Source organism: Micromonospora sp. WMMD723, assembly GCF_049863385.1.
Lineage (GTDB): Bacteria > Actinomycetota > Actinomycetes > Mycobacteriales > Micromonosporaceae > Micromonospora > Micromonospora wenchangensis.
Genome location: NZ_JBMKNR010000001.1, coordinates 2,356,534 through 2,371,206, shown reverse-complemented (window position 1 = coordinate 2,371,206; position 14,673 = coordinate 2,356,534). Strand labels below are relative to the sequence as shown.

The window sequence follows — 14,673 nt, the reverse complement described above, 5'->3', positions numbered from 1 at the left end:
GGTGGGCGGAGCTGCCGCCCGCACGGTGATCGGCACGGCGGATCGTCTCACCGGGCCAGGTTGGCGGGATCGCGATAGGCTGACCGGGTGGATCGTGCCGAACTGTCCATCACGGTACACCGGACGGGCGACGAAGTGGTGCTGCGCCTGGCCGGTGAGATCGACATGCTCACCGCCGCCCAGCTGTCGACCGTCGTGAACGAGGTGCTCACCGATCCTCCGCCGCGTATCGTGCTCGACCTGGCCGGGGTGACCTTCTGCGACTCGCAGGGGCTGGGCACGCTGGTGGTGCTCAGTCGCAAGGCCAGCCACTCCCAGTGCCTGTTGATCCTCAGCAACGTGGGCGATTTCCTGCTCCGCGTCCTCGACATCACCGGCCTCCGTTCCGCCCTGATGATCCGTAACGAGACCCCCTCCGGCTGACCGGTCAGCCCACCGGAGTGTCGCGGCGGCGGAAGGACACGACGCCGGCCGCGCAGAGCACCCCGGCGAGCGCGGTCAGCGCCAGCAGCGGAGTGACACTCCAGCCCGCCCGCAACACCTGCGGGGTGTGCGTGAACGGCGACAGGTCCAGCAGCCACTGGCTCAACTCCAGCACCGCGCCGAGCTGACCGAGCAGCACCGCCAGCGCGAGCACCGCCCAGGCCGTCGCGGTGAACCGGGGCAGCAGCCCGTACAGCAGCACCGCCAGGCCGGCCAGCACCCAGGCCGCCGGCACCTGCGCCAGGGCGGCACCGAGCATCCGGGGCAGCTCGCCCGGCACGTCACCCACACCGAGCCCGTAGGTCAGGCCGGCCGCCAGACCGGTCAGCGCCAGCGCCACCACCGGCCCCAGCAGGGCGAACACCAGGTGCGCGGCGAGCCAGGCCGACCGGTGCACCCCGGTGGCCAGCACCGGCTCGACCCGCCCGGCGACCTCCTCCGACCGCATCCGCAGCGCCGCCTGGACGCCGTAGCCGGCGGCGGCCAGCCCGGCCACCCCCAGCGACGCCGCCAGGTACGTCTCGGCCAGCCCCGACGCGCCCCCCAGCCGGGCCATCACCTGCTCCAGCGCGGCGTTGCCGGCAACCGACCGGCCGGCCGACTCGGCGGCACCGCCGACGACCAGCCCGAGCAGGCCGAAGCCCACCGACCAGCCCAGCAGTTGCCCCCGGTGCAGCCGCCAGGCCAGCCCGAACGGCCCGGACAGCACCCGCCCGGCCCGCGCCGGGCCCGGCCGCGACGGCAGCACGCCGGCACCGAGATCCCGCCGCGCCGACACCGGGTACGTCACCACGGCCAGCAGCACGGTCAGCGCGACCGGCAGCGCCAGCACCCACCAGCGCTCCCCCGCGTAGGCGCGGATGCGCGGGGCCCAGCCCAGCGGGGAGAGCCAGCTCGGCCACCCCTGGTCGGAGGTGTCCCCGACCAGGCGCAGCGCGAACGCCACCCCGAGCACCCCGACGGCGATCCCGCGTGCCCCGGCGGCGGTCTGGGTGAGCTGGGCGGCCAACCCGCCCACCGAGGCGAAGACCACCCCCACCAGCGCCACCGACAGCCCGTACGCCAGCGAGCCGGCCACCGGCAGCCCGGTGGCGGCCAGCCCGGCGGCGGTGAGCAGGCCGAGCACCAGGCTGGCCGCGTACGTCACCAGCAGGGCGGCGGTGAGCCCGGCGTGCCGGCCGAGCACTGTCGCGCCGAGCAGTTCCCGTCGGCCGGCCTCCTCCTCGGTACGGGTGTGCCGGATGACGGTGAGCAGGGCGGCCAGTCCGACGACCACCTGGAGGAAGCCGCCCCGCTGGGCGGTCAACGCGCCGATGCTGTCGCCGTAGACCGGGCCGAGCAGGGCCACCACCGACGGGCTGCGGGCGGTGCCGTCGGCGTACGCGGCCCGCTCGGCGGCGGTCGGGAACAGCGCGAGGAAGCTGCCCGCGTACGACACCGGCAGGACGGTCAGCAGCAGCACCCAGAGCGGCAGGACGATCCGGTCCCGGCGCAGGATCAACCGGGCCAGGTGACCGGTGCCGGTGAGGGTGCTCATCGCCGTACCCCCGTCGGCTGGTCGGCGGCCGGGGTGTCGGCGGCCGGCGTCTCGTAGTGGCGCAGGAACAGCTCCTCCAACGTCGGCGGCTGGCTGACCAGGCTGCGCACGCCGATCTCGGTGAGCCGGCGCAGCGCGGTGTCCAGCGCGACGGTGTCGACGGCGAACCGGACCCGCCCGCCGTCGATCCGCAGGTCGTGCACGCCGGGCAGGTCGGCCAGGCCGTCGACCGGGCCGGCGAGTTCGGCGTCGATCGCGGTGCGGTGCAGGTGGCGCAGCTCGGCCAGGGTGCCGGTCTCGACGTTCCGGCCGTTGCGGATGATCGTCACCCGGTCGCAGAGCGCCTCCACCTCGGCGAGGATGTGGCTGGACAGCAGCACCGTGCGGCCGTCGCGCCGGGCCCGGTCGATCCAGTGCTGGAACACCTCCTCCATCAGCGGGTCCAGCCCGGAGGTGGGCTCGTCGAGGATGAGCAGTTCGACGTCGGAGGCGAGCGCGGCGACCAGGCCGACCTTCTGCCGGTTGCCCTTGGAGTAGGTGCGCCCCTTCTTGCGGGGGTCCAGCTCGAACGACTCCAGCAGCTCGGCGCGGCGCTTCGGGTCGAGCCCGCCGCGCATCCGCCCGAGCAGGTCGATCACCTCGCCGCCGGAGAGCTGTGGCCAGAGGGTGACGTCACCCGGCACGTACGCCAGGCGGCGGTGCAGCGTGACGGCGTCGCGCCACGGGTCACCACCGAGCAGTCGGACGGCCCCCGCGTCGGCCCGCAGCAGCCCGAGCAGGACCCGGATGGCTGTCGACTTGCCGGCGCCGTTCGGGCCGAGGAAGCCGTGCACCTCGCCGGCCCGCACGGTCAGGTCGAGCCCGTCGAGGGCCCGGGTGCGGCCGAAGGTCTTCACCAGGCCGGTCACCGCTATCGGGGTTTCCATAGTTCGGAAGCTACACTCGTTTCACAAAGTTGTGAAGCATGTGTCCGGTACGGCACCATCGCCTGCACCACCCCGACCCGGAGGAGCACCGAGCCGATGCCTGACGACCGTCGCCCCGGCCACGACGACGAGGTCCACCTCTTCGTCGAACGGATGGCGATGGCCTGGGCCGACGTCGGCTTCCCCCGGATGGCCGGCCGGGTCCTGTTCACCGTGATGAGCGCCGACGGCCCGCTGACCGCCGCCCAGATCGGCGAGCGGCTCGGCGTCAGCGCGGCGGCCGTCTCCGGCGCGGTACGCCACCTCACCCAGTTCGGCATGCTGGTGCGCGAGCCGGTCCCCCGCTCCCGCCGGGACCACTACCGGCTGCCGGACAACCCCTGGTACGAGGGGACCATCACCAAGACCGGCCTCTACAAGAACTTCATCGACATCGCCGACGCGGGCGTCGACGCGCTGGGCGGCGCGGCCACCCCCGGGGGCGAGCGGGTCAGCGAGATGCGGGACTTCTTCTGCTTCGTCCAGGAGGAACTGGACTCGCTCGGCGAACGGTGGCGGGCCCGTCGGGCCGCCACCGGCCACGCCGAGCCACCCGCCGCCTGACCGTCAGGGGGTGTTGCCCCAGCGGCCCTGCTCCAGGACGTCCAGGGCACGCTGCCGGGCTTCCGGGTCGTCCTCGTCCCGGAGCAGGGCGCTCGCCTCGTCGACCGCGTCGGTGAGCACCCGCCACTGGGCGTCGCGCTCGCGCACCACGTCGGACTGCGCCGCCAACTGCCGGGTCTTCACCCACAGTTCCACGAAGACCGACACCTTGGCCCGCAGCACCCACGGGTCGAACGGCTTGGTGAGGTAGTCGACCGCCCCGACCGCGTAGCCGCGCAACGCCAACTGGGCGTCCCGGTCGGCGGCGGTGAGGAAGATGATCGGCACGTGCCGGGTCCGTTCCCGGCGCTTGATGTGACTGGCCGTCTCGAAACCATCCATGTCGGGCATCTGGGCGTCCAGCAGGATGACCGCGAAGTCGTCCACCAGCAGTTGCTTCAGCGCCGCCTCACCGCTCTCCACGGCCACCGACTGGACCGGGAGCCCCTGGAGGATCGCCTCCAGCGCCATCAGGTTCTCCCGACGGTCGTCGACCAGCAGCGCCTTGGCCGTCTGCGTCACGAATTCTCCCTGTCTCGGCGGCCGCTGATCCAGGACGCCATCCGCTCGATCAGCCCGTCCAGGTCCACCGGCTTGGTGATGTAGTCGCTACCCCCGGCCGCCAGCGCCGACTCCCGGTCACCGGGCATCGCCTTCGCGGTGAGGAAGACGATCGGCAGATCGGCGAAGCGGTGGTTGCGGCGGATCTGCCGGGTCGTCTCGTAACCGTCCTGGTCGGGCATCATGGCGTCCATCAGTACGATGTCCACCTCCGGATGCTCGGCCAGCACGCGGACCCCGTCCGCGCCGTTGTCCGAGTACAGCACGGTCATCCCGTGCAGTTCCAACGCGCTGGTCAACGCGAACACGTTGCGTACGTCGTCGTCGACGATGAGTACGGTGGCGCCGTCCAACTGCCTGGTGGCCGGGGCCTCCGGCGTGGCCAGCAGCTCCACCGGCGGCATCAGCAGCGACGACGGCAGGCCCGCCCGCTCCGGCGACGGCGACTGCGGGGCCACCACCGCGTCCGGCGCCAGCACGTCCGGTACGAACAGGGTGAACGTCGAACCCTGCCCCGGCGCGGAGGTCACCGTGATCGTTCCGCCGATCAACCGCGCCAGGTCCCGGCTGATCGACAGGCCCAGCCCGGTGCCGCCGTACCGCCGGCTGGTGGTGCCGTCGGCCTGCTGGAACGCCTCGAAGATGATGCTCAGCTTGTCGTCGGAGATGCCGATGCCGGTGTCGATCACGGTGAAGGCGATCACCTGCCGGGCGTTGGTCAGCGCCGGCACGTCGAAGACCGCGTTCTCCGCCGCCGGGGCGATCCGCAGGGTGACCGCGCCGTTGTCGGTGAACTTCACCGCGTTGGAGAGCATGTTGCGCAGGATCTGCTGCAACCGCTGGGCGTCGGTCACCAGGGCCGGCGGCAGTTCCTTGGCCACCCGCACCTGGAAGTCGAGGTTCTTGTCCTCCGCCTGCGGGGCGAACGCCTGCTCCACGTAACTGCGGATCTCGGCGAACCGGATCTCCGTCGGCTCGACGTCCATCCGACCGGCTTCGATCTTGGACAGGTCCAGGATGTCGTCGATCAGGCGCAGCAGGTCCGAGCCGGAGCCGTGGATCGTCCGCGCGAACTCGATCTGCTTCGGGGTGAGGTTGCGCTCCGAGTTCTCCACCAGCAGCCGGGCCAGCAGCAGCAGCGAGTTCAGCGGCGTACGCAGCTCGTGGCTCATGTTCGCCAGGAACTCCGACTTGTACGCCGACGCCCGGGTGAGCTGCTGGGCCTTCTCCTCCAGCCCCAGCCGGGCCAGCTCGATCTCCCGGTTCTTGGTCTCGATGTTGCCCTTCTGCTCGCTGAGCAGCTTCGCCTTGTCCTCCAGCTCGGCGTTGGTGCGCTGCAACTCCGCCGACTGGTCCTGCAACTCCAGCGCCAGCCGCTGCGACTGGGCCAGCAGCTCCTCCGTACGCCGGTTGGCCTGGATGGTGTTGACCGCGATGCCGATGGTGAGCACCAGCCGCTCCAGGAACCCCAGGTGCAGCTCCGAGAAACGGGCCACGCTGGCGAACTCGATCACCCCGAGCAGTTCGCCCTCGAACAGGATCGGCAGCACCACCAGGTCGGACGGGAGCGTCTCGGCCAGCCCGGAGCGCAGGGTGATCCGGCCGTCGGGCAGCGCGTTGAGCCGGATCGTCCGGCGGGAGAGCGCGGCCTGACCGACCAGCCCCTCACCGGGCCCGAAGGTCACGTCGTGCCCCCGCGCCACGTAGCCGTACGACGCGGTCAGCCGCAGCCGCATCACCCCCTCGGAGGTGTCCGCCAGGAAGAACGCGCCGAGCTGCGCGTCGACCAGCGGGGTCACCTCCATCATGATCATGCGACAGACCTCGCCCAGGTCCCGCTGGCCCTGGAGCAGGCCACCGATGCGGGCCAGGTTGGAGTCGAGCCAGCCCTGCTCGGCGTTCTTCTTGGTCGTCTCCCGCAGGGTGACGATCATCTGGTTGATGTTGTCCTTCAGCTCGGCGACCTCGCCCTGCGCCTTGACCGCGATCCGCTGGGTCAGGTCGCCCCGGGTCACCGACGTGGAGACCTGGGAGATCGCCCGGAGCTGGGTGGTCAGGGTCGAGGCGAGCTGGTTCACGTTCTCGGTGAGGTCCCGCCAGGTGCCACTCACACCCTTGACCTGGGCCTGACCGCCCAGTTTGCCCTCGATGCCGACCTCGCGTCCCACCCGGGTCACCTCGTCCGCGAACGACGAGAGCTGGTCCACCATCGTGTTCACGGTGTTCTTCAGCTCCAGGATCTCGCCCTGCGCGTCGACGGTGATCTTCTGGCCGAGGTCACCCTTGGCCACCGCCGTGGTGACCGAGGCGATGTTGCGCACCTGGGACGTCAGGTTCGACGCCATCGAGTTCACGTTGTCGGTCAGGTCCCGCCAGGTGCCGCTCACGCCCTTCACCTGCGCCTGACCACCGAGCTTGCCCTCGGTGCCCACCTCACGGGCCACCCGGGTCACCTCGTCGGCGAACGACGAGAGCTGGTCGACCATCGTGTTGACCGTGTTCTTCAGCTCCAGGATCTCGCCCTGCGCGTCCACGGTGATCTTCTGCGACAGGTCACCCTTCGCCACCGCCGTGGAGACCTGCGCGATGTTACGCACCTGACTGGTCAGGTTCGACGCCATCGAGTTCACGTTGTCCGTCAGGTCCCGCCAGGTGCCGGCGACCCCGCGTACCTGGGCCTGCCCGCCGAGCTTGCCCTCGGTGCCCACCTCGCGGGCCACCCGGGTCACCTCGTCGGCGAACGACGACAACTGGTCCACCATCGTGTTGACAGTCGACTTCAGCTCCAGGATCTCGCCCCGGGCGTCGACGGTGATCTTCTGGCTGAGATCGCCCTTGGCCACCGCCGTGGTCACCGAGGCGATGTTGCGCACCTGGGACGTCAGGTTGGACGCCATCGAGTTCACGTTGTCGGTGAGATCCCGCCAGGTGCCGGAGACGCCCTTCACCTGCGCCTGACCGCCCAACTTGCCCTCGGTGCCCACCTCACGGGCCACCCGGGTCACCTCGTCGGCGAACGACGAGAGCTGGTCCACCATCGTGTTGACCGTGTTCTTCAGCTCCAGGATCTCGCCCTGCGCGTCGACCGTGATCTTCTGCGACAGGTCACCCTTCGCCACCGCCGTGGAGACCTGGGAGATGTTGCGGACCTGGCTGGTCAGGTTGCCGGCGAGCTGGTTGACGTTCTCCGTCAGGTCCCGCCAGGTGCCGGAGACGCCGCGTACCTGGGCCTGCCCGCCGAGCTTGCCCTCGATGCCGACCTCGCGGGCCACCCGGGTCACCTCGTCGGCGAACGACGAGAGCTGGTCCACCATCGTGTTCACGGTGTCCTTCAGCTCCAGGATCTCGCCCTGCGCCGCCACCGTGATCTTCTGACTCAGGTCACCCCGGGCCACCGCCGTGGAGACCTGCGCGATGTTGCGCACCTGAGAGGTCAGGTTCGACGCCATCGAGTTGACGCTGTCGGTGAGGTCCTTCCAGGTGCCCGCGACGTTCGGCACGTCGGCCTGCCCACCGAGCTTGCCCTCGGTGCCCACCTCGCGCGCCACCCGGGTCACCTGCTCGGCGAACAGGCGCAGCGTGTCGGTGAGCGAGTTCATCGTGTCGGCCAGCTCGGCGACCTCGCCCCGCGCCCCGACCGTGATCTTCTGCGACAGGTCGCCCCGGGCCACCGCCGTCGCCACCTGGGAGATCGACCGCACCTGGCCGGTCAGGTTCGACGCCATGGTGTTCACCGAGTCGGTGAGGTCCTTCCAGGTGCCGGCGACGCCCCGCACGTCCGCCTGACCACCCAACTTGCCCTCGGTGCCCACCTCCCGGGCCACCCGGGTCACCTCGTTGGAGAACGACGAGAGCTGCCCGACCATCGTGTTGACCGTCCGGCCGATCCGCAGGTACTCACCGCGCAGCGGGCGGCCGTCGATCTCCAGCTCCATGTGCTGGGAGAGGTCGCCGTCGGCCACCGCCATGATCACCCGGGCGATCTCGGTGGTCGGCCGGCCCAGGTCGTCGATCAGCGAGTTGACCGCCCGCTGGCCCTCCGCCCAGGAGCCGTCCAGGCCCTCCTCGTCCAGGCGTTCGGTCAGCCGGCCGTCCCGACCCACCACCCGGCTGATCCGGCGCAGGTCCAGGTGCTGCCGCTCCTGGAGCGACACCACCTCGTTGAAGGCGTCCGCCACCTCACCGGCCACGCCCGCCCGCCGGGGCAGCCGCACCTTGAAGTCGCCCCGGCCGACCCGTCGCAGCGCCTCCGACAACTCACCGAGGAGCGCGTCATGCTCGGAAGCGGACCCGTCCGCCGTCACCGACTGTTTCGCGGTCATCATTCCTCGCTCGACTCGGAGGGCTCCCGACGTGCCGACACGCCGACTTCCCCTCATTGTGCCCGGGTCGCCGCCGGACCCCCGGATACGACGTGCCCCCGGGATAGCGTGCCCCCGGGATAGGACGTGCCCAGCGACGGCGGGGCGTCCGCCCCGCCGCACACCGGCGTGTTCCCACCACACCGCCCGCAGACGGGCCCGGCGGAGGGTGATCGGCACCGACGGACCCGTGCGGCGGGTGTGACGGTACGTGGTGCGGCTTGGCACCCGGCCGGTGGCGGTAGAGGATACGGGGGTGTCAACGGAGCCGGGGGCCGGGACAGACGCGGGACGGGACGAGCACGTCCGGCGCGTCCGGCTGCCCGCCGACAACCGCACCCCGGCCGCCGCCCGCGCCGTGGTCCGCTCCGTGCTCGCCGAAGCCGACCTCGACGAACTGCTCAACGAGGCGCTGCTGCTGACCACCGAACTGTCCACCAACGCCGTCGAACACGCCCGCACCGAACTGGACATCGAGGTCGTCGCCGACCAGGTCGGCCTGACCGTCACGGTCTCCGACTTCGCCGCCGGGCCGGTCGACGAGCTGGTCGTCGGCATCCGCAACGACACCGACCAGATCGGCGAGGTCTCCGCGCGGGGGCGGGGACTGCTCCTGGTCGACCACTTCGCCAGCCGCTGGGGCACCACCTACCTGCCCACCGGCAAGGGGGTGTGGTTCCGGCTCGACCGGCACGGCGACCACGGCGACGCGCCGCCCTCCCCGTACCCGCCACCCGGGCGGACCGACAGCGAACCGTCGACCAGCGCGCCGAGCGCCGCCGCGATGAGCGAACTCACCCAGACCCGCCCCGACCCGTACGCCGACGAACCGCTCACCGAGTTCGCCACCGACCTGCTCACCCGGGTCGCCGAGATGGTGGGCGCGGCCGGCGGGGTGATCCGGCTGGACCGGGGCGAGGGCGAGGGCCCGCAGGTGCTGGCCCGCTACGGCCGTCAACCCCGCCCCGGCAACGAGCTGCTCCGGGTGCCGCTGGCCGTGCACCGGCCGTACGTCGGGGAGCTGGAGCTGGACGCCGCACCGTCGGCGTACGCCAGGCCGTTGGCCGTCCTCGCCGCCGAACGGCTCGCGCTGCACCTGGAGAACGACCGGCTGCGCCGGGCCGACGTCCGCCGCTCGGCCTGGCTGACCTTCCTCGCCGAGGCCAGCGAACTGCTCGCCCAGTCACTCGACGTCGATCTGACCATGGCGCTGATCCCGCAGCTGGTGGTGCCCCGCCTCGGCCAGTGGTGCGCGGTGCACACCACCGACGAGTGGGGGCGGCTCAGGCTCGCCGCGGCCAGTCACGCCGACGAGTCGGTCCTGCCCCAGCTGCACAAGGTGCTGGAGGAGTCCGGGCCGGACTCGGTCCAGGCCCGGCTGCGGGAGGCGTCGCGGACCGGCTCCCAGGTGCCGCTCGGCGGGCCGATGGAGGGTTTCGCCGTGCCGCTGACCGCCCGTAGCCAGCGCCTCGGCACCCTGGCCGTGGGACGGCACCAGCGGCACCGGCACGACCCGGACGAGGTCGCGGTGCTGGAGGACGTCGCCCGGCGGGCCGGGCTCGCCATCGAGAACGCCCGCATCCACGCCGAACGGCGTCGGGTGGCGCAGACCCTCCAGCAGTCGCTGCTGCCGCCCGTGCTCCCGGTCGACGAGCGCATCGGCTTCGCCGCCGAGTACGTCCCGACCAGTGACGAGGCCGAGGTCGGCGGCGACTTCTACGACGTGGTGCCGCTGCCGGACGGACGCTGGCTGGTGGTGGTCGGCGACGTGTCCGGCAAGGGCGTGCAGGCGGCGGCGGTGACCGGGCTGGTCCGGGACGTGATCCGGGTGCTGGTCGGGGACGGCAAGCCGCTGCCCGAGGCGCTGGCCCGGCTCAACGACACGCTTGTCGAGCGGGGCGGGGGGCGGTACTGCACGCTGGCCCTGGCGGCGGTCGGGCCGGGCGACGGCGACCGGCTCGACGTCTCGTTGCACCTGGCCGGGCACGACCGGCCGGTCCTGCTGCACGGGGCCGGTGGGGCCAACTTCGTCGGCATCGGCGGCACGGCGCTCGGCCTGCTCGACGCGATCACCTCCCCGGCGGCGGAGATCGTGCTCGCGCCGGGCGATGCGCTGATCTTCTATACCGACGGGGTGACCGAGCGGCGGCGCGGCCGGGAACTCTTCGGCACCGAACGGCTCCGGGAGGCCGCCGCACCGCTGGCCGGCTACTCCGCCGACGTGGTCGCGGCCCGGCTGCGAGCCACCGCGATCAACTTCTCGGTCGAGTCGCCCCGCGACGACATCGCCATCCTGGTGCTGCGCAACGACGCCCTCTGAGCACGCCCCCGCCCCGGTCCTTCCCGCCCCCCGCTCTCCCTCGCCCGGCCTCTTGATTCACTCCACTTCGCCTCACCAGCGGTGTCGAGCGCGCCGGATACCGCAACGGGGCTGACAACGAGCCATCACCCATCCCGCTCCCGGGCGGGGAGCCGGTCAGAGGCCGCCGGGAAGGCGTCCGGGGGCGAGCCGGCGGTGCGGGTCGAGGTGTTCCTTCGCCTCGCGCAGCCGGGGGATCACCGCTGCCTCACCCCACACGTCGATCTCACGACGCACCGCCGGGGGCGCGGCGACCACCACGCACCGGCCCCGGCGGGTCAACAGCACCCCACGGACGGCGGCGAGGATGCCGGCCACCCGGTCGACCGGGAGCGACCCGGGCAGCGCGGCGTGCACCACGCCCAGCCCGGCGGAACCACGCACCGACAGCGGGGCGCCGGCGGCGTCGCGCAGCGCGTAGACGGCGGCGTGCAGGTCGGCGGCCGGTGCCTCGACCCGCAGCGCGGTGTCACCCGGGGCGAACGGGTAGCGCCGCCACCAGGCCGGGGCGTCCGGAGCGAGGCTTGCCGTGCCGCCGAGCAGGGCGAGCAGGCGCTCGGCCCGCTCGGCCACCTCGGACCGGCCGCCCTCCAGCAGGACGGCCAGCTCACCGGCGCTGCCCCGGGGAGGCGGCGGGGCGGCCCGGCGGCCGGCCATCGCGGGATGGTTGGCGCGGGCCGACGCCTCGGCGGCCGACATCGGGCGACCGCCCGGCCCCGACGTCGCGCCCGCCGCCGGGGCGGCGGGCGGGCGAGGCGGCGACCCGGCGGCCGGCAGGTCCAGCTCGACGGCCGCCGGGTCGAGGTCGGCGGCGAGCACCGCCCGGATCAGGTCGTGCACCTCCAACGGGCTCCACACCGGCCGGGTCACCCACACCCGGCTCGGCGGCAGGGTGTGTGCGCGCAGCGTCGCCGAGACGAGCACGCCCAACCCGCCCTGCGAACCGCAGAGCAACCGGCCCAGGTCGAGGCCGACCGGTGGGGCCGCACCGGCCAGCTCGGCCGCGCTGCGCCCGGCGCTGACCAGCTCACCGTCGGCGTCCAGCCAGCGCAGGCCGACGAGCTGCTCGCAGGCGGTGCCGTGCCGGTGCCGCAGCGGACCGGACTCGTCGGCGGCGAGCACCCCGCCGAGGGTGGCCCCGGGCGACGGCGGGTCGAGGGCCAGCCGACGGCCGGTGCGCTCCAGGGTGGCCTGCACGGCCCGCAGCGGGGTGCCGGCACCCACCTCGACGACCGGGGAGGCCGCCGGCCGGTGGCCGACCCCGGCGAGCCGGCCGGTGTCGAGCATGATGTCGACCCGGGCCGGTGCCGCACCCCAGTCGATCTTCGTGCCGGCGCCCCGGGGGACCACCGACAGATCGTGCCGGGCGGCGAGCCGCAGCACCTCGGCCGCCGCCCGTGGCCCACCGGGGACGGCCACCCACCGGGCGAGCCGGCCGGCGACCTCGTCGGCCGCGCCCGCGAACCGGGCGAAGGAGGGACCGCAGATCGCGGCCAACCGCTGGGTGATCTCCGTTGCACCGATCGAACCCGCTCCCGTCGACATGGCAGTCATCGTACACATGTTCTAAAGCGGCGCGTGGTGGTTCGACCGCGCGGCGGAGCGCGACGGGCCGGTAACGTGACGCCGTGACCACCGAGACCACCCCGCCCGTCGCCCGACAGGTCCGCGCGGAGCGCACCCACCACGGCGACACCGTCGTCGACGAGTACGCCTGGCTGGCCGCCAAGGACGACCCGGCGACCATCGCCCACCTCACCGCCGAGAACACCTACACGGAGCAGCGCACCGCGCACCTGGAAGCGTTACGCGGCACGCTGTTCGCCGAGACGAAGCAGCGCACCCAGGAGACCGACCTGTCGGTGCCCACCCGCAAGGGCGGCCACTGGTACTACACCCGCACCGTCGAGGGCCAGCAGTACGGCGTGCACTGCCGCCGCCCCGTCCGCGACGGCGAGACCGACCCGCCGGTCAGCGTGGACGGCGCCCCGCTCGACGGCGAGGAGGTGCTGCTCGACGGCAACCAGCTCGCCGAAGGGCACGACTTCTTCTCCCTCGGCGCGTTCGACGTCAGCCCCGACGGGCGCTGGCTGGCCTACTCGACGGACTTCTCCGGCGACGAGCGCTTCACCCTGCGGATCAAGGATCTGAGCACCGGTGAACTGCTCGGCGACGAGGTGCCCGACACCTTCTACGGCACCGCCTGGTCGGCCGACGCCAGCGTCCTGTTCTACATCACCGTCGACGAGGCGTGGCGGCCCAACCGGGTGTGGCGGCACACCGTCGGCACCCCGTCGGGCGAGGACGTGGTGGTGCACCTGGAGGAGGACGAGCGGTTCTGGGTAGGTGTCGAGCTGACCCGTTCCGAGCGGTTCGTGCTGATCGACAGCACCAGCAAGGTCACCAGCGAGGTGCGGGTCATCCCGGCCGACAACCCGACAGGTGAGCCGGCGGTGATCGCCCCGCGCCGGCAGGGTGTCGAGTACAGCGTCGAGCACCACGGGCACCGCTTCCTGATCCTGCACAACGACGGCGCGGAGGACTTCGCGCTGGCGTACACCTCGGCGGACGCGCCCGGCGACTGGGTGCCGCTGATCCCGCACAGCCCCGGCACCCGGCTGGAGTCGGTCGACGCGTTCGCCGACCACCTGGTCGTCTCGCTGCGCAGCAACGGCCTGACCGGGCTGCGGGTGCTCCCCGTCGGCGGCGGCGACGCCCACGACATCGAGTTCCCCGAGCCGATCCACAGCGTCGGGCTGGACGCCAACCCGGAATACCGCACCCGGCAGCTCCGGTTCCGCTACACCTCGCTGGTCACCCCCGACTCGGTCTACGACTACGACCTGGTCACCCGGGAGCTGACGCTGCGCCGCCGCAAGCCGGTGCTCCCCGGCCCGGACGGCCGCGCGTACGACCCGGACGACTACGAGCAGCACCGCGAATGGGCGCTCGCCGACGACGGCACCCGGGTGCCGATCTCGCTGGTCTGCCGCCGGGACACCCAGCGCGACGGCTCCGCCCCCGCCGTGATCTACGGGTACGGCTCGTACGAGGCCAGCATGGACCCGTGGTTCTCCGTCGCCCGGCTCAGCCTGCTCGACCGGGGCGTGGTGTTCGCCGTCGCGCACATCCGGGGCGGCGGTGAACTGGGCCGCCGGTGGTACGACGAGGGCAAGCTGCTGGCCAAGAAGAACACCTTCACCGACTTCGTGGCCTGTGCCCGGCACCTGGTCAAGTCCGGCTGGACGGCGGCCGACCGGCTGGTCGCCCGGGGCGCCTCGGCCGGGGGCCTGCTGATGGGCGCGGTGGCCAACCTCGCCCCGGACGCGTTCACCGGGATCGTCGCGCAGGTGCCCTTCGTCGACGCGCTCACCTCGATCCTCGACCCGTCGCTGCCGTTGACGGTCACCGAGTGGGAGGAGTGGGGCAACCCGCTCGCCGACCCGGAGGTGTACGCGTACATGAAGTCGTACACCCCGTATGAGAACGTCGCCCCCGTCGACTATCCGGCGATCCTGGCGGTGACCAGCCTCAACGACACCCGGGTGCTCTACCACGAGCCGGCCAAGTGGATCGCCCGGCTACGGGCGGTGGCCCCGCAGGGCGACTACCTGCTCAAGACCGAGATGGGTGCCGGTCACGGCGGCCCCAGCGGCCGGTACGACGCCTGGCGCGAGGAGGCGTTCATCAACGCCTGGATCCTCGACCGGCTGGGCCGGGCCTGAGCGCCGCCCCCGGTCCCCCGCCGGGCCGGGGCCGGTCCCCGGGCCGGCGGGGGACCGGCGGGCCGGCAGGGCTCGGCGG

At 72.7% G+C, this 14,673-nt stretch carries 9 protein-coding genes; 4 read left to right on the top strand and 5 right to left on the bottom strand.

Features of this window, described 5'->3' with window-relative positions; all coding sequences use genetic code 11:
- Positions 1-87 precede the first annotated feature (87 nt).
- Positions 88-423 (top strand): STAS domain-containing protein, encoded by a 336-nt coding sequence (locus tag ACN261_RS10760; RefSeq protein ID WP_421485062.1) that lies wholly within the window; start codon positions 88-90, stop codon positions 421-423.
- Between the two features lie 4 nt (positions 424-427).
- On the opposite strand, the gene ACN261_RS10755 is transcribed toward ACN261_RS10760, so the two are convergent.
- Both ACN261_RS10755 and ACN261_RS10750 read right to left on the bottom strand, forming a co-directional pair.
- A complete protein-coding gene (locus tag ACN261_RS10755; protein WP_421485061.1) occupies positions 428-2,020 on the bottom strand; it encodes an ABC transporter permease in 1,593 nt (530 codons plus the stop codon).
- Entirely contained in the window at positions 2,017-2,946 is a 930-nt protein-coding gene (locus ACN261_RS10750; protein WP_425849795.1) for an ATP-binding cassette domain-containing protein, read from the bottom strand. The genes ACN261_RS10755 and ACN261_RS10750 overlap by 4 nt, the downstream gene beginning before the upstream one ends.
- Before the next feature lie 96 nt (positions 2,947-3,042).
- On the opposite strand from ACN261_RS10750, the gene ACN261_RS10745 reads away from it, so the two are divergent.
- Positions 3,043-3,549 (top strand): GbsR/MarR family transcriptional regulator, encoded by a 507-nt coding sequence (locus ACN261_RS10745; RefSeq protein WP_421485059.1) that lies wholly within the window; start codon positions 3,043-3,045, stop codon positions 3,547-3,549.
- 3 nt (positions 3,550-3,552) lie between these two features.
- Here ACN261_RS10745 and ACN261_RS10740 read toward each other — a convergent pair whose 3' ends face one another.
- Complete coding sequence (locus ACN261_RS10740) at positions 3,553-4,110, bottom strand: response regulator (protein ID WP_421485058.1); 558 nt, start codon at positions 4,108-4,110, stop codon at positions 3,553-3,555.
- Positions 4,107-8,474 carry a HAMP domain-containing protein gene (locus tag ACN261_RS10735; protein ID WP_421485057.1) on the bottom strand — a complete coding sequence of 1,456 codons (4,368 nt, stop codon included), beginning with the start codon at positions 8,472-8,474 and terminating at the stop codon, positions 4,107-4,109. Before ACN261_RS10735 ends, ACN261_RS10740 begins: the two co-directional genes overlap by 4 nt.
- Positions 8,475-8,766: 292 nt before the next feature.
- On the opposite strand from ACN261_RS10735, the gene ACN261_RS10730 reads away from it, so the two are divergent.
- The gene (locus ACN261_RS10730) at positions 8,767-10,830 is read left to right on the top strand and encodes a SpoIIE family protein phosphatase (protein WP_421485056.1); all 2,064 of its coding nucleotides are present in this window, start codon (positions 8,767-8,769) and stop codon (positions 10,828-10,830) included.
- Between the two features lie 156 nt (positions 10,831-10,986).
- Here the strand turns inward: ACN261_RS10730 and ACN261_RS10725 are convergent, their stop codons facing one another.
- Entirely contained in the window at positions 10,987-12,423 is a 1,437-nt protein-coding gene (locus ACN261_RS10725) for an FAD-binding oxidoreductase (RefSeq protein ID WP_425849792.1), read from the bottom strand.
- A gap of 74 nt (positions 12,424-12,497) precedes the next feature.
- Between ACN261_RS10725 and ACN261_RS10720 the strand changes: the two genes are divergently transcribed.
- Complete coding sequence (locus ACN261_RS10720) at positions 12,498-14,594, top strand: S9 family peptidase (RefSeq protein WP_425849790.1); 2,097 nt, start codon at positions 12,498-12,500, stop codon at positions 14,592-14,594.
- Positions 14,595-14,673 lie beyond the last annotated feature (79 nt).

Excerpts from the sequence above, each read along its gene's own strand:
- ACN261_RS10750 (WP_425849795.1), bottom strand. The coding sequence starts at position 2,946 with ATGGAAACCCCGATAGCGGTGACCGGCCTGGTGAAGACCTTCGGCCGC.
- ACN261_RS10725 (WP_425849792.1), bottom strand. The coding sequence starts at position 12,423 with ATGACTGCCATGTCGACGGGAGCGGGTTCGATCGGTGCAACGGAGATC.
- ACN261_RS10735 (WP_421485057.1), bottom strand. The coding sequence starts at position 8,474 with ATGATGACCGCGAAACAGTCGGTGACGGCGGACGGGTCCGCTTCCGAG.
- ACN261_RS10745 (WP_421485059.1), top strand. The coding sequence starts at position 3,043 with ATGCCTGACGACCGTCGCCCCGGCCACGACGACGAGGTCCACCTCTTC.
- ACN261_RS10755 (WP_421485061.1), bottom strand. The coding sequence starts at position 2,020 with ATGAGCACCCTCACCGGCACCGGTCACCTGGCCCGGTTGATCCTGCGC.